Consider the following 15,049-nt stretch of genomic DNA (forward strand, 5'->3'; position numbering starts at 1 on the left):
GGCGGGCATTTTTAAATGCGCTCGGGCAAGACATCTATTGGTTTGGTGGCATAGCTTTTTTGGACAGCGGTCCGTTGGGCTAGGCGGCGGTCAATCATATTTTTCAGGGCGATCAACAGTCCGAGGCCAATAAAAGCCCCTGGTGGCAGGATGGCTAGCAAAAAACCCCGATAGTCTTCTACGAGGGTCAGTTTCAGATCCCGGGCGGCTTCGCCGAACATGAGATGGGCTTGATCCAGCAAGGTGCCCTGGCCCAGCGCTTCCCGCAGCCCGCCCAGGAGCATCAACACCAGGGTAAAGCCCAGGCCCATCATGAGACCATCGGTAAAGGCCCGTCCCACCTTTTGCCGGGAAGCGAAGGCTTCAGCGCGGCCGATAATAGCGCAATTGGTTACGATAAGCGGAATAAAAATGCCTAAAACTTTATATAAATCGTAAAAATAGGCATTCATCAACAGCTCGATAGTGGTAACGATGGAGGCGATGATCAGCACGAATACAGGCAGGCGCACTTCCTTGGGAACCCAGTGGCGGATGAGAGCCACCAGGCTGTTGGAGGCTACTAGGGTCAGCAAGGTAGCCAGACCCAGACCCAGACCGTTGATCACGGTTCCGGTGACTGCCAGCAGGGGACAGAGGCCCAGCAACTGCACTAAGGCGACATTGTTATTCCATAAACCGGCGCGGCTGATTTGGCTGTAGCTAACGGGGGGGGGTGCCATTTAAGTTTTTCTCCTTCTCTGCAAAGAGCCTATCCCGATGGTTCTTAAAATATCTCAGGGTGTTACGGACAGTTTTGACGATGGTCCGGGGTGTGATAGTAGCTCCGGTAAACTGATCGAAGATGCCGCCATCCCGCTTGACTTGCCACTTCGATTCCGGGGGAGCGCCGAGAGAGAGGCCAGTAAAGCCTAAAATCCACGAGGATTTTTCTTCCTCGATTTCATCTCCCAGCCCAGGGGTTTCTTTATGGGAAACGACCCGTACTCCTGTCAGACTCCCATCGTAGCGGATTCCCACCAGCAGCTTAATTGCTCCATTATAACCTTCCGGCGCCACGGCCGTGAGAATTACAGCCACTGGTCGGCCGTCTTGGCGGGCCCGGTAAGCCAGCAAAGGTTCTTCCGTTCCCAGCAGAGCCGGGGCTGTTATAGGGAGTGTATCTTCTAGAATGGGATTATTGTAGGCCGCCGGGGGCAGGACCGCCGCAATAGCCTGCTGTAAAGCTGCCCGTTCATTGGCGGCGATTTGCTCTTGGGTAAATGTTTCCGTCATTGCCACGATGCCAGTTCCGGCTACCGCGAATAGGCCGAGCAGCAGGCCGGCGCGGAGCATAGCGCTATTTCCCTTCACTTTAATGACGGTTATGGCCAAAGACCCGGGGCGGGGTGTAATAATCAATAAGGGGAACGGTCATATTCATGAGCAGCACCGCAAAGGCGACGCCATCCGGGTAACCGCCCCAGGTGCGAATGATATAGGTCAGACAGCCGACTCCCGCTCCGTAAAACAAACGGCCCCTGGGAGTAGCGGCGGCGGTGACTGGATCCGTAGCGATAAAAAAGGCGCCTAGCAAAACGCCGCCGCTAACCAGGTGAAAGAGAGCAGAGGGATAGCCGGCAGGATTCAGCCATTGGAAGCAGAGGGCCAAGATTAGCAGGCTGCCTAGCATGGCAAGGGGAATATGCCAGCTGATCACCCGCTTATAGAGAAGCCAAAGCCCCCCGAGGAGAAAGCCGGCGTTGATCCACTCCCAGCCCTGGCCTCCTACGATGCCAAACAAGGGCTGGACACGGATTTCCGCCATGGGTTGGCCGAGCCCCAGCTGAGTTTTGGCATAATCTAGGGGCGTGGCCCCGGAGAGGGCGTCAATTGTCATTCCTTGGACGGCGGTGGCGCCAGTAAAGACTAATTCCAGGCTTTCCTGTAATCCCACCGTGTGAGTTGCTAACTCCCGCGCTGGTAACCAGGCAGTCATTTCCTTGGGAAAGGAGATCAGCAGCAGCACGTAGCCCACCATGGCGGGATTGAAGGGATTATAGCCTAATCCTCCATAAAGATGCTTGGCGAAAATAAGAGCGAAAGCAGCGCCAATAACAGGTACCCACCAGGGCGCAAGGGGGGGGAGGCAGAGGGCTAGCAGTACAGCGGTCACTACCGCGCTGCCATCGGTCAAAAAAAGGCCGAGAGGTTGCCCTCGGGCTCTCAACATGAGGGCCTCGCTAGCCAAAGCGGTAGTGACGGCAAGGGCAATGTTGATGAGTACGCCGTAACCAAAATACCAGCTATAGGCGGCGATGCCTGGCAGCAAGGCCAGAATGACCTGGAACATAAGCTGAGAGACGCCGTTTTTCTGGTGGAGATGGGGCGAGCTAAAGAGCGAAAATTGCATGGATAAAGATGGATACGTGAGGTTACCGGAGGTGCTATGGTGAAGAAAAGGGTTCGTCTTCCGCCGTTTTTTGGGCGGCGCGTTTAGCCTGGGATCGCTCTACCGCCGCTTGAATGGCAGCCTGCTTCTCCGCCTTGCTGGCCGAGGGAGTGACAGGGGCCTTTCTGGCTCGTTGCCGGGCCGCTTTTTGTTGCTGCTCCCGTGCTAGCCGTTGCTGCCGGAATTCATGGCGCTGGCGGGCCAGGTCGGCCTTTTCTCGCTCTTGTTCCTGGGTCCAGATCTCGCTTTTAGCATAACGGTAATACTGGACCAAGGGAATGTGGCTAGGACAGACGTAGGCGCAGCAACCGCATTCAATGCAATCAAAAAGGTGATAGTCTTGGGTTTTATCTAACTCTTTGGCTCGGGCATGCCAATAGAGTTGTTGGGGAAGCAGTCCTACAGGACAGGCTTCCACGCAAGCACCGCAGCGAATACAAGGCATGGCCGGGGGTTGCCGGGTGTCTTCATGGAGCCCCGCTAATAGGCAGTTGGTAGTTTTGATAACTGGCGCCCCGTCATCGTGGAGAGTAAAACCCATCATGGGGCCGCCCATGATGAGGCGGTCAATGCTTTGAATATTCGCACCTTGTTGCGCTAATAGATGGCGAATGGGCGTGCCCAGCAAAACTTCTAAATTACCGGGGTGGGCCACAGCCTTGCCGGCCACGGTCATGATCCGGGAGAGAAGGGGTTCACCCCGGTGAATAGCCCGGTAAACAGCCGCCGCGGTGCCTACGTTGTGGCAAACGACGCCGATATCAATAGGCAGGCCATTGCTGGGGACTTCCTGCCCAGTCAAAACCTTAATGAGCTGTTTCTCGCCTCCGGCGGGGTAGCGGGTTGGAATCGGCACCACCTCGATCCCCTCGGCCGCAGCGGCAGCAAGAACTGTACAGGCTTCAGGTTTATCGTCCTCAATGCCAATCAGGCAATGGTAGGCATTGAGGGCATGAGCCATGATGGCGGCCCCCTGGATAATCTCCTCGGCCCGCTCCCGCATAAGCGCTTCATCGCAGGTGATATAAGGCTCACACTCGGCGCCGTTGAGAATTAATGTCTTGACCTTGGGTTGGGGACCGGGATTGAGCTTGATAAAGGTGGGAAAACCAGCCCCCCCCAGTCCCACGATCCCCGCCTGGCGAATCAGGTTACGTAGATGGCTAGGATCAATCTGTCGATAGTTTTCCACCGGATGGCGTTCGCCCCAGGCGTCCTTGCCATCGGTTTCGATGACAATGCAAGGAGCGCTGAGACCGGAAGGATGGGGAATTGGCCGGTTCTCTAACGCTACTACTTGGCCGGAGCTGGAAGCATGTACCGGGGCGCTGAGATAGCCTTGAGCCGTGGCGATCACTTGACCCTTCAGTACCTGATCACCAATGCTAACCATAGGTTCCGCCGCTTCACCAATGTGCTGTTGCAGAGGCAGTACCAGTCGTTTTGGCAGGGCGGCCTGAACGATGGGCATTGGCGTGGAGGGGTTTTTATGGCCAGGAAGTTTCAGGCCACCGGAGAATGACCATAGCCGGCGAGTTTTCATAAAGATCGTTCTTCCTGAAAGCAAATGGCTTCTGGCAGGCGCGGTTTATCGATCCCTTCTATTTGTTTGTGGGCAGCAATAGGCAATGGAGGGTGGGTAGTTTCAGGGAAGGGCCACTTCCAGGTCCCCGGTTCAGGAGCAACGGGAACCATCTCAATGCAATCCACGGGGCAGGGAGCGACGCACAGTTCACAGCCGGTGCATTCCGCCGTAATGACGGTATGAAGTTGTTTGGGCGCGCCCAGAATGGCGTCTACCGGGCAGGCCTGAATACAGAGGGTGCAGCCAATACAGCGGTTCTCATCAATGACTGCTAGGGCTTTGAGTTTTTCCTGCCGCTCCGGGTCTAGAGGCTTGGGCTCTTGTCCTAGTAGATCCGCTAGGGCAAGGATGGTTGCCTCTCCTCCTGGTGGGCAGCGGTTGATATCCGCTTCATCGGCGGCAATGGCTTGGGCGTAGGGACGGCAGCCAGGGTAACCACACTGACCGCACTGGGTTTGGGGCAAGAGCGCATCGATTTGTTCTACTACCGGATCGCCATCCACCTTAAAACGCAAGTTGGCGTATCCCAACAGAAGGCCAAACAATGCCGCTAAGGCGGACAGCGCCAAAATTGCAACCAGCATGGGATTATCCTTTCAGTACGGTATAAAATCTGAATACGGTAGTATTGATAACAGGTCAAGATGTTCGCATAAGCAGTGGGGGTGAGGATACGTATGTACGCTAAACAAGAGCGTATAATGCTCCCCCGCTAGCTTACTGGTTAGATTACCAATTTAAGCGTTTTCTGTCGTAGCATCAAGCCCGCCTCGAGCGTTTAGTATGGTTAGGGGGCACCAGAAGAGTATCCGGTTCAAGTATCCTTACGGTTTTCCTGAGAGTATTGGGGCAGCAGTGAGCGGAAAGTATTTTTGCTTAAAATTTAAAATGACCATATTTGGGGAGCGATAAAAACGGTCATACTCCATACTAAGAAATTAAGAGGAAGGCCGATACGAAGGTAATCGGTAAAATGATAGCCGCCAGGGCCATACACCATTAAATTAGTTTGATAGCCTATCGGGGTTGCAAAGCTGGCCGAGGCAGCGACCATGATGGAAATGGCAAAGGGCGTGAAATTAACCCCAAGGCTATCGGCGGCCGCCAAGGCAATAGGGAACATGAGTACGGCGGCGGCATTGTTGGTGATGAGTTCCGTCATGAGGGCGGTGAGAAAATGCACTGCGGCAAGCACTCCCCACGGGTTATCGCCAATAAGTTTTAGTACGATATGAGCAATATGTGCAGCGGCGCCGGTATTTTGCAATGCTTGGCCAAGGGCAAGGGAGGCTGCGATGACGATAAGCACCTGCCAATCTACGCTGCGGCGTGCGGTTGCGATTTGAAGGCAGCCCGTTGCAAGCATGAGGCCGGCGGCGGTAAGAGCGGCCTCTAGCAAGCTAAGCCATTGTAAAGTAACGACTATTACCATAAGTGCCAGGACGATAAGGGCTATCCAGGCCCGGTCATGACGGGGCGGGTTGGAGTCGGCAACTTCACTGACTAGGAAAAAATCCCGTGAGTTGCGTTGCTGCTCTAAAAAGGAAGGGCGAGTTTCTAGAAGCAGCGTATCCCCAGGCTGCAGGATGATATCGCCAATCTTGCCTCTTATTCTTTCCCCATTACGAGCCGCGGCAATGACGACTGCATTATAGACACTGCGGAATTGGCCTGCGCGGATAGTGGTTCCAATCAAGCGGCAGGTATTGGACACTACCGCCTCAATCAGGCAGCGTTCGGCACGGGGTGAATCGAGTTTGAACACCTGCTCAGTTGCGGGCATTAACCCGCGAATCTTTTGTAGATCTTTGACCGTATCAATAATTCCCACAAAGACTAATCGATCATGGGGCTGGAGCTTCTCGTTGGGCCGTACTGCTGGGATTATCTGATTTTGACGGTTGATTTCGACGAGGTACATGCCCGGCAAATTACGTAGGCCCGCGTCCTCAATCGTCCGCCCCACGAGGGGGCTGTTGGGCTGGAGCAGCATTTCTAGGGTATATTCCCGCGGATCGTTCCAGTGGCTGAAGACGGGCTTCCGATCAGGGAGTAGCCAACGTCCGAATAGGAGTACATAAATAATTCCTATTATTGCAACGGGCAGTCCCACCCAAGCAATGGCAAATAAGCCTAGTTCTGCCTGCCCGGTTTGCTCGATTAACAGGCTATTAACGACTAAATTAGTACTGGTGCCGATGAGGGTGCAAGTTCCTCCTAAAATAGCCGCATAACTTAGGGGAATCATTAGTTTTGAGGTGGAGAGACGATGCCGGCGGGCAAAATCGGTGATGGCTGGGATGAGCATGGCCACCACGGGGGTATTGTTCATAAAAGCGCTTATGGCAACGGTGGGCCCCATAATCCGGGCTTGCAGCCGAACTAACGAACGTCCATTGCCCAATAGGTGGTGAGCCAGCCAATCGATACTGCCGGTTTCACGCAGGCCCACGGCGACGATAAATAATACCCCTACCGTCGCCATTGCGGGATTGGATAGACCGGCTAATGCTTCTTCAGGGGTAAGCACGCCACTGAATAACAGCAAGGTTACTCCACCGACCACAATAACGTCAGGAGGTTTGCGGGTGAATATTAATAGTCCCAGGATAAGGACGATAACGCCTAGGGTCAGCCACGCTTCAGGACTCATTGATTTAAAACCGCCAGAGGTAGGGGGTACGTTGGCTGTTTAAATAGTGCCAGGTAGGCATTTTTCTAGTGTTTTATTCATCATCCCGTAAAGTTTCTAGATGTAGTAATTTTCCATTCTCGTCCACCTTGAGGTGAAAGAGAATAGGATGACAACAAAGGGTACAATCCTCATAGTAAGTTTGATTTCCAGCTGAACAGTCTGCCACGGTTTCAAATCTGGTCCCACAGTAGGGGCAAAGGACGGTTACTGGTTCAGTCATAGGGAGTTCTTAAAATTTAATGAATACTAAATTACTAGGACTACTCAGTAGTCCGGCTAAATCCGGGCTCGGATTATACTAACAGCCCATTATTTTACCAAACAGGGCGTAAAGCATTGCCCACTCGGGGGGGTGATACCTGCCTGCAGCAGGCAGGTAAGCGCGGACCGGTCAGCGGTGCTAGGTTGCTAGGGCCATCAACCCCTGATACATTTCCAGTGTGACAAAGCGGGCCTATTAAAGAGCGGTTCTACCCCACCCCTGAGCAGGCTGAGCTCTTAGCGATGCCATCCATAAAGCGACCCGCACGCTGGTCAACGAAAACCAAGTGCTGTGTCTCGAGTCGCTCAATATCACCGGCCTGCTCAAGAACCGGCCTCTGGCCAAGGCCATCAGCGATGCGGGCTGGGGTGAGTTCGTGCGCCAGCTTGGCTACAAGGCCGAGTGGGCGGGACGGCAACTGGTGAAAGTGAGCCGGTGGCTGCCGAGCAGCAAGATATGCCACGGCTGTGAGCACAAGGTCGAGAGGCTGGCGCTCTCGCAGCGCTGCTGGCACTGCGCGAGCTGCGGCCAGGTCATTGACCGCGATATCAATGCAGCCAGAAATATCCGAACCGCCGGTCAGGGAGTTGCCTGAGAGGATTAAGAAACAGTTAAAAAGAATTGCAGAACGTTCTCAGGCTTCTCCCAAGTAGTGATGAGCCGCTTAGTGAAGGGAGGTTTAAGAGGCCAAATGCTTTTCTCGCGGTCCGTCAGGTGGCGGTATTTTCCCTGGAGATTGTCGGTAAGGACTGTCCCGGATTAAGCAGCCAAGATCTGCGTGGGGCATTCGCTGCCTTGGCCGCAGGTGCTGATGTGGTTTTAGGACCCGCTGAGGATGGTGGTTATGTCCTTATCGGAGTACGCTGCTGTAGCTGGCAGTTATTCTCTGGGATATGCTGGGGAAGCGATCAGATGCTACAGTAGACGCAAACCCGCTTGCAAATGCTCAATTGGCAGGGGAAGGAATTAGCGCCGCGATGGGATGGGGATCGTCCTGGCGATCTGGAAAGGATAAAACAGGTATACTCTGGTCTCCTAGTTATATAAGGTGTGGAGTAATATCCCTGCAAGATTTTTCTGAAGACGTAAAGGCGGCGAGTTGATATTAACGCAGTTCTTTATACCCTTTCTCCTTTAATTTGTGGCAATATGTGCGATTGCTGGAGAGGATCTTTCCCGGTCCGGTTTCAAGATGACGAATGTTTCAAGGGAGAATATATGAAGTATAGAAATGTTTTTGGCCTTGTTTTTCTCTTGCTCGGCTGCGTTTTTATAAGTGCTGCGGCGTATGCGGAGCCTGTCGTTAAAGACCGCTCGGATATTGCCGGAACCTGGGCATTAGAAATGACTGCGCCAAAGAAAGATGGGAAAAATAGCAATAAAGAAGTATCAACCTGGGATTTTCATGCTGATGGAACAGTGGTGATTTCGGGCTACAATAAATTTCTTAAAAAAGATACCGAGTTTACTAAATCGTATGAAATTGTTGAGGACTCCGTGATTCATATCAAAGATAATTTAGGAACGAATAAATACCGGGTAGTCGAAAAAGGCAATAGTGATATGATTCTCAAAGGGCCTTACGGGTACTATTTTTTCGAGAAGAATTAGAGGTTAATTAAGGGTGAATTTTTTTATTGCTGATGCCTGGGCCCAGGGTGGCCCACCGCCAGGAGCGCCTGGAGATTTCTGGGTACCCTTGCTCATATTTTCCACCATTTTCCTCGTTTATTATTTACTTGCAATACGGCCACGGTTAAAGCGTCATAAAGAGCGCCTTCGTATGCTGGCATCCGTGAATAAAGGCGATGAGATCATCACTAACGGAGGCTTATTAGGACGGATTCTCCAAGTAGGTGATAATTTTCTACTGTTAGAATTATCGGAAGGAATGGAAGTTAAAGTTGAAAAAAGCGCGGTATCTAGAGTGGTCCCCAAGGGGACGGCAAAGAGTTTATAGCCCATCCAGAAAAAGGCCCGCCAAGTAAATGGTGGGCCTACATTGTTGCACTCCATAAAATGAGTATTAAATCCGATAAGTGGATTCGTTACATGGCGCAAGCACACGGCATAATAGAGCCCTTCGAGCCGCGTCAGATCCGGGAAGCCAATAATGCCCGCATTATTTCTTATGGCACTTCAAGTTATGGCTATGATATTCGGTGTTCTAATGAGTTTAAGATTTTTACCAATATCAACTCGGCTGTTGTAGATCCTAAGAATTTTGACGCTAGCAGTTTTGTGGATGTGCAGTCCGATGTTTGCATTATTCCCCCTAATTCTTTTGCATTAGCGCGAACAGTTGAATATTTTCGCATTCCCCGTAGCGTGCTTACCATTTGCTTGGGGAAATCGACTTATGCCCGTTGCGGGATCATTGTTAACATTACCCCTTTGGAACCAGAGTGGGAAGGGCACGTGACCTTGGAATTTTCCAATACAACTCCTCTACCAGCTAAAGTTTACGCTAACGAAGGAGTCGCTCAGGTGGTATTTTTCGAGTCGGATGAGCTTTGCGAGACCTCATATCGGGATCGTAGCGGCAAATACCAGGGCCAAACTGGCGTTACGCTTCCAAAGGCTTAATCCAAACAATTTGTTCGCCTTCAAGGCGTATTTTTTTCTCCGCAAAAGCCCGTATTGCCTTAGGATAAATTCGATGTTCCTCTCGCAAGATTCGTGCGGCTAAGGTTTCAGCGGTATCTTCAGGGTAGACTGGAATTCGGGCTTGCAAGATAATTGGGCCTCCATCGACTTTATCGGTGACGAAATGGACGCTGGCGCCGTGTTCCCTCATTCCTGCTAGGAGTACGCGACGGTGGGTATCTAAGCCAGGAAAATTCGGCAAAAGAGACGGGTGAATGTTGATCAGATGTCCCTGATAGTGACGGACAAACTCACTGGTTAAGATGCGCATAAAGCCGGCGAGTACCACTAATTTAGGCGTGTAGCTGTCAATTATCTTCATCAAGGCCCTGTCAAAAGTTTCCCGGTTAGGATAATGGCGATGATCAAGAACTTGGGTTTCGATCCCTGCGCGGTGGGCCCGTTCGAGACCCTGCGCTTGGGCGTTGTTACTGATAACGGCGCGGATTTCTACTGGTAATTGCCCAGTTTGAGATTGATCGAGAATAGCTTGGAGATTGCTGCCCCGTCCAGAAATGAGAACCACGATGGGTAAGCGTTGGGTAGAGGTCACAAGGGGTTCCCCGTGTTAAAGGCTACTCTCTGCCCATCACTTGTTTGAGGAACAATTCGTCCTATCAACCAGGCGGATTCGCCCCTGTCTTTTAAAAATTCTAGGGCTTGTTCAGTATCTGCTTGATCTACGCAGACCACCATGCCAATTCCGCAATTAAAAGTACGATAGAGCTCCTGCTCAGAGAGATTACCTTCTCTTTGCAGCCAATCGAAAATAGGCAGGCGTGGCCAGCGGGACGTATCGATTTCAGCGCTAAGCATTGGGGGGAGCACCCGGGGTAAATTTTCTGGCAACCCGCCCCCAGTGATATGGGCTAAGGCATGTATTTCAATAACTTCCAGCAGCTGTAGCAGGGGTTTGACGTAGATGCGGGTAGGGGTCAACAAGGCATCGCCTAGGGTCTGGTCCGCCAAGGGGCTATTTAGTGAGTAGCGGCTGCGTTCCAGAATTTTGCGGATCAGAGAATAGCCGTTGGCGTGAGGCCCGGAAGAGGCGATTCCAATAAGATGATCGCCAGCCTGTACCTGACTCCCATCAATAAGACGTTCCTTTTCTACTACCCCGACACAAAAACCGGCAAGGTCATAATCACCTGCTTGGTAAATTCCTGGCATCTCCGCCGTCTCTCCACCCACTAGTGCTACCCCGGCCAATTCGCAGCCATGGGCAATGCCTTCGATGATTTCGGCGGCAATATCAACTTCTAATCGGCCTGTAGCGTAATAATCCAGAAAAAATAACGGTTCGGCTCCCTGGACAATGATGTCGTTGGCGCACATGGCAACCAGATCGATCCCAATGCTATCGTGACGATTGAGCTGAATAGCAAGTTTGAGTTTTGTACCCACGCCATCGGTGCCCGCCACCAGTACGGGATGCTGGTAACGATGGATGGGTAGCTCGAATAAGCTGCCGAATCCTCCTAGGCTAGTTAATACGCCAGGGCGGGTGGTTCTATTCGCAGCAGGTTTTATCCGCTGGATAAGTTGATTACCGGCATCGATATCAACCCCAGCGTCGCGGTAGCTTAAAGGTGAATGAGAAGAGGGAGGCAGTTTCTTTTTACTCATAAATTCTTAGGCGCGGGACTGCCGACTTTAGGTGTCAGAGGAAGCGCCCTTGTCCTCCAAGTATTAAAAGTTAAAAAACGACAATCGGCAGGCTTAGCGTTCTGGCAGAGCCTTCTTCCGCTTGCCACCGCGTGTAAACTGATGCGGTCTTTCAAACATCCCCCTACATAAGCCAGCCCCCATTTTGGATGTTTCACTAAACTGCCACGCTTAAATCCATGGCTGAGCGTGCCGCCGTAGGGCTTACGAATACCGCCTTTTGAAAATTGCAGCCGATGCAATTGGCGGCGATGAAAGCGCAGCGGCGTGATGCATAGCAGTTGTTTGTTGTCAGGATACGTATGTCCACCTGTCCACCCATTCGCCAGCACCCAACTATCCACGCAATGAGCTTCAAAAACTTCCGCCATCTTTCGCTTCGTCTTTTTAAGCCCAATCCCATCCCGGAGCTCCTTGGTCTCGTAACCCTGCTTGGTTTCCACCTGTGCTATCGTCTTCAGTTCGTCGTAAAACCATTGAAGGAGTACAGGGATGTACGACGCCCCCCTAGCGACGATGCGAAGTGAAACGGCGCACGGAACGCGAGGGCCGCATTACTTTCGTTTCGCCATGGATTCGCGTTTTGCGTCATTGGCCAGCACCGTCTCGACCAAATTCGATAGCGTTCTGTTTTCCCCCTTAGCCAACGCTTGAAGTTGATTTTTGAGCTCAGAATCGATACGAACATTGAGTAACTCCCTAGCCATTTGATAGCACCATACAATGGTTGTACAGTTGACGTATGATAATACAATGCGCCTATAAGTTCAGGTTTTACCCAACGCCCACGCAAAAGCGGCAATTGGCCCTTGAGTTTGGCCATGCCCGTTATGTGTGGAATTGGGCCTTGGAAACCCGAACGAAGGCGTATCAAGCGCAGGGGGAGTCGTCGAATACTATAAGTCTTAGTCGCCAATTGACGGCACTGAAAAAGACGCAATGCCCCTGGTTGAGCGAAGCCACCGCTAGTTGCCATACCCAAAAGCTCAGGGACCAAGATACGGCCTTCAGGAACTTTTTCGCAGGTCGAGCGAAGTATCCCCGCTTTAAGAAGCGCCACCACACGCAATCGGTACGCTATCAGTTGGACCAACGCCATGTGGCGAAGAACTTCAACGCTGAAAGCAAGCTGTTGAAGCTGCCCAAGCTTGGCAGAGTTAAGTTGAGATGGTCCCGTGGTATCGAGGGCATCCCCAAGATGGTCACGGTCAGCCAAGCCCCGGCGGGCCGTTACTTCGTTAGCCTGACCTGCGAGGTGGAGATTCTCCCCTTGCCTGTGCGAAGGAACGCTATCGGCGTGGATGTGGGGGTTAAGGATGTGGTCATTACTTCCGAAGGCTGGAAGTCGGGTGCGCCCAAATACACCTATCACTATGCCCGGCAATTGAAAATGGCCCAGCGTCGTTTGAGCAAGAAGTGTAAGGGCTCTCACCGGAGGCGCAGGCAACAAGTGCGCGTTGCCCGAATCCATGCCCGGATTAAGGACAGCCGCCGGGATTTTTTGCACCAAATTTCCTCCACGCTCATCCACGAGAACCCAGTGATCTGCCTGGAGGATTTGAATATCCAAGGGATGCTGCGAAACCGCCGCCTGAGCAAAGCCGTTGCCGATTGCGGGCTGTATGAGCTCAGACGGCAAATGGAGTACAAGGCCGCCTGGTATGGCCGTGATGTGTTGATCGCGGACCGCTGGGCACCCACCAGTAAAACCTGATCGGCGTGTGGGACTGTTCATGATAGGGATATCAATGCGGCCAAGAATGTTTTGTTTTTTGGTACGGCGGGGAGCGCCGGAACCTCTAAAGCGCGTGGAGCGGTAAAACCCCCAAGGGCCATGGCCTAGCCACCGCCCGAGGACTGCTGAGAAACGCGAATTCTCCAGACTAACAAGGTGAGGTGGGACCGAACCGCAGTCAGTCATGGCGAAACTCCAAGCTGAGTCCTTATACATGATAAACTAACAATATGAAGCAAGTTGCTTTGGCGATAGTGATATTTTATGTGCTGCCATTAGAGGTTCAAGCGATAGGAGCGGTGGATCTTTATGAAGCCCAGGTGCCTGTAAGTAATCAAACCCCCGAGGAGCAGGCGAGGGCGGTGAAAGAGGCTTTTCAAAAGGTGTTATTGAAAGTGATGGGAAACCGGCGTACCTTGGCTCGCGCACCCCTTGCCTTGTTGCTTGAGAAGTCCTCCAGTTTGGTTCAGAAATTTCGCTATAATGCTTCTGATGAGGAAAACGGTGCGGCGACCTTTTGGGTTCGTTTTGACCCACTGGGTGTAGAGCAATTGTTACGGCAGAAAGCGCTGCCCGTATGGGGCCAGGTCCGTCCTATTTTATTGTTATGGGTTGCGATTGAAGAAGGCAGGCACCGCTATTTGGTAGATGCAGACGGCAATTTGCCTGCTGCCGAAATCCTGGAAGAGCAAGCAGGAGTACGGGGGATGCCCGTGATTTTACCTCTTTGGGATTTAGAGGATCGATCCCAGCTGTCTTTCAGCGATATTTGGGGTAATTTCCCTGAGCCTATACTGGCTGCTTCCAAGCGCTATCCCGCTTCGGTACAGTTAGTGGGGCGTTTGTCGCGCCAGAGTGAGGATGATTGGCAGGCCCGTTGGACTCTTTACGGCGTTGATAAAGCGCGAGACTGGCGGGTTAATGGCGAGTTTGAACAGGTGTTGCGTGCTGGTATCGATAAATCAGTAGACACGATTGCTGCCCAGATAGTGCCGGCTACCGGGAATAATTCACTATCCTCGGTGCAGGTTAGGGTGACCGGAGTAACCTCGTTTATGGATTATGCTCGTCTCTTCTCTTATCTCAGCAGCCTTAGTCAAGTGATCACCATGGAGCCAGTACAATTATCCCGGGCAGAAGCAAAATTTAGGCTTGAATTGCGGGGAAAGGCCGAGGGGTTAGCCACTTCCATCCGCTTTGGGAGGGTTTTGGTGCGAGCAACGGAAGGTATGGGCACAAACATAGAGCCGAATCACATGGAATTGAATTATCGGCTATTACCTTAATCTTGAATAGTTATTTTGAATCTGGCTAGAAGGAAAGAAAACAGAAAGCAATGTCAACCTGGTCCTCATGGCTGATGGTGGAGGGGAGAGCGCCCTCCTGACTTGAGGCGAAGACTATAGCGGTATTATGCAAGTAAGAGATATCCCTAACCTTCTTACTGGAATACGCATCTTATTAGTGGTGCCGCTCATCTATGCGCTGCTGGAAGAAAACTATTTGCTTGCTTTATGGGTTATTTTTGTGGCGGGCATTTCCGACGGTTTAGATGGATTTCTTGCCAAGCATTATCATTGGCAGAGTAGACTTGGCTCAATCCTTGACCCTCTAGCCGATAAGTTGTTGTTAATATCGAGCTTTATCATGCTAGCTTGGCTGGGCCATCTGCCCTATTGGCTGATGTTGTTAGCTCTTGGCAGGGATTTGGCCATTGTGTTAGGCGGCATTAGCTATCATTTTTTTATTGGCCCTTTTGAAATGGAGCCCGTTCCACTCAGCAAGCTGAACACATTATGTCAAGTATTATTGGTTATGGCTGTTATAATCGCCCAGTTACCAGGATTGGACATTCTCCAATTAACGGATTGGCTTATCTATTTAGTGGCGCTTACTACTATTTTAAGCGGTATGCAATATATTTGGCATTGGGGAGGGCGGGCTTGGCGGTTGAACAGAACCCAAAAAACAAACGCTGAATCTCGCCGGCGACGGCCGCAAAGCACAAATCACGGGTGAGGGATTTCGCG

At 51.9% G+C, this 15,049-nt stretch carries 18 protein-coding genes and 1 pseudogene; 8 read left to right on the forward strand and 11 right to left on the reverse strand.

The window, feature by feature from the left end; translation table 11 throughout:
- Positions 1-11: 11 nt before the first annotated feature.
- The 7 genes from NOC_RS06390 to NOC_RS16765 all read right to left on the reverse strand — a co-directional run bounded on the left by NOC_RS06390 (position 12) and on the right by NOC_RS16765 (position 6,931).
- Positions 12-722 (reverse strand): electron transport complex subunit E, encoded by a 711-nt coding sequence (locus NOC_RS06390; protein ID WP_002811083.1) that lies wholly within the window; start codon positions 720-722, stop codon positions 12-14.
- A complete protein-coding gene (gene rsxG, locus NOC_RS06395) occupies positions 703-1,335 on the reverse strand; it encodes an electron transport complex subunit RsxG (RefSeq protein WP_002811526.1) in 633 nt (210 codons plus the stop codon). The genes NOC_RS06390 and rsxG overlap by 20 nt, the downstream gene beginning before the upstream one ends.
- A 19-nt stretch (positions 1,336-1,354) precedes the next feature.
- A complete protein-coding gene (gene rsxD / locus NOC_RS06400; RefSeq protein ID WP_002811629.1) occupies positions 1,355-2,392 on the reverse strand; it encodes an electron transport complex subunit RsxD in 1,038 nt (345 codons plus the stop codon).
- Between the two features lie 34 nt (positions 2,393-2,426).
- Entirely contained in the window at positions 2,427-3,974 is a 1,548-nt protein-coding gene (rsxC, locus tag NOC_RS06405; protein ID WP_011330581.1) for an electron transport complex subunit RsxC, read from the reverse strand.
- On the reverse strand, positions 3,971-4,600 hold the full coding sequence (rsxB, locus tag NOC_RS06410; protein ID WP_002810306.1) for an electron transport complex subunit RsxB: 630 nt from the start codon (positions 4,598-4,600) through the stop codon (positions 3,971-3,973). The genes rsxC and rsxB overlap by 4 nt, the downstream gene beginning before the upstream one ends.
- A 299-nt stretch (positions 4,601-4,899) precedes the next feature.
- A complete protein-coding gene (locus NOC_RS06415) occupies positions 4,900-6,669 on the reverse strand; it encodes an SLC13 family permease (protein ID WP_002810411.1) in 1,770 nt (589 codons plus the stop codon).
- Positions 6,670-6,742: 73 nt separating this feature from the next.
- On the reverse strand, positions 6,743-6,931 hold the full coding sequence (locus tag NOC_RS16765) for a CPXCG motif-containing cysteine-rich protein (RefSeq protein WP_011330582.1): 189 nt from the start codon (positions 6,929-6,931) through the stop codon (positions 6,743-6,745).
- 289 nt (positions 6,932-7,220) lie between these two features.
- Here NOC_RS16765 and NOC_RS06420 point away from each other — a divergent pair, with 289 nt between their 5' ends.
- The 5 genes from NOC_RS06420 (at position 7,221) to dcd (ending at position 9,559) form a co-directional block, all read left to right on the forward strand.
- A complete protein-coding gene (locus NOC_RS06420) occupies positions 7,221-7,568 on the forward strand; it encodes an RNA-guided endonuclease InsQ/TnpB family protein (RefSeq protein ID WP_081430956.1) in 348 nt (115 codons plus the stop codon).
- Positions 7,569-7,687: 119 nt separating this feature from the next.
- On the forward strand, positions 7,688-7,897 hold the full coding sequence (locus NOC_RS18115; protein WP_002809925.1) for a DUF2064 domain-containing protein: 210 nt from the start codon (positions 7,688-7,690) through the stop codon (positions 7,895-7,897).
- Positions 7,898-8,191: 294 nt separating this feature from the next.
- Positions 8,192-8,584, forward strand: coding sequence for a hypothetical protein (locus NOC_RS06430; RefSeq protein ID WP_002810533.1), 393 nt, complete (start codon positions 8,192-8,194; stop codon positions 8,582-8,584).
- Between the two features lie 13 nt (positions 8,585-8,597).
- Complete coding sequence (gene yajC, locus NOC_RS06435; protein ID WP_002808894.1) at positions 8,598-8,933, forward strand: preprotein translocase subunit YajC; 336 nt, start codon at positions 8,598-8,600, stop codon at positions 8,931-8,933.
- Positions 8,934-8,992: 59 nt separating this feature from the next.
- Positions 8,993-9,559, forward strand: coding sequence for a dCTP deaminase (gene dcd / locus NOC_RS06440; protein ID WP_002809870.1), 567 nt, complete (start codon positions 8,993-8,995; stop codon positions 9,557-9,559).
- Here dcd and purN read toward each other — a convergent pair.
- The 4 genes from purN to NOC_RS06460 all read right to left on the reverse strand — a co-directional run bounded on the left by purN (position 9,540) and on the right by NOC_RS06460 (position 11,991).
- Positions 9,540-10,172, reverse strand: a complete 633-nt coding sequence (purN, locus tag NOC_RS06445; RefSeq protein ID WP_002809893.1) for a phosphoribosylglycinamide formyltransferase — start codon at positions 10,170-10,172, stop codon at positions 9,540-9,542. The two genes, dcd and purN, sit on opposite strands and share 20 nt — an antisense overlap.
- The gene (purM, locus tag NOC_RS06450) at positions 10,169-11,245 is read right to left on the reverse strand and encodes a phosphoribosylformylglycinamidine cyclo-ligase (RefSeq protein ID WP_002811198.1); all 1,077 of its coding nucleotides are present in this window, start codon (positions 11,243-11,245) and stop codon (positions 10,169-10,171) included. Before purM ends, purN begins: the two co-directional genes overlap by 4 nt.
- Positions 11,242-11,727 (reverse strand): hypothetical protein, encoded by a 486-nt coding sequence (locus tag NOC_RS06455; protein ID WP_011330583.1) that lies wholly within the window; start codon positions 11,725-11,727, stop codon positions 11,242-11,244. Before NOC_RS06455 ends, purM begins: the two co-directional genes overlap by 4 nt.
- 111 nt (positions 11,728-11,838) lie before the next feature.
- Positions 11,839-11,991 (reverse strand): hypothetical protein, encoded by a 153-nt coding sequence (locus NOC_RS06460; RefSeq protein WP_036497269.1) that lies wholly within the window; start codon positions 11,989-11,991, stop codon positions 11,839-11,841.
- A gap of 35 nt (positions 11,992-12,026) precedes the next feature.
- On the opposite strand from NOC_RS06460, the pseudogene NOC_RS06465 reads away from it, so the two are divergent.
- From NOC_RS06465 to NOC_RS06475, 3 genes and pseudogenes are all read left to right on the forward strand, one after another.
- A pseudogene (locus NOC_RS06465) lies at positions 12,027-13,127 on the forward strand (RNA-guided endonuclease TnpB family protein).
- Positions 13,128-13,249: 122 nt separating this feature from the next.
- Positions 13,250-14,305, forward strand: a complete 1,056-nt coding sequence (locus NOC_RS06470) for a DUF2066 domain-containing protein (protein ID WP_002809268.1) — start codon at positions 13,250-13,252, stop codon at positions 14,303-14,305.
- Positions 14,306-14,432: 127 nt separating this feature from the next.
- On the forward strand, positions 14,433-15,038 hold the full coding sequence (locus NOC_RS06475) for a CDP-alcohol phosphatidyltransferase family protein (protein WP_002809081.1): 606 nt from the start codon (positions 14,433-14,435) through the stop codon (positions 15,036-15,038).
- Positions 15,039-15,049 lie beyond the last annotated feature (11 nt).

Source organism: Nitrosococcus oceani ATCC 19707, from assembly GCF_000012805.1.
GTDB lineage: Bacteria > Pseudomonadota > Gammaproteobacteria > Nitrosococcales > Nitrosococcaceae > Nitrosococcus > Nitrosococcus oceani.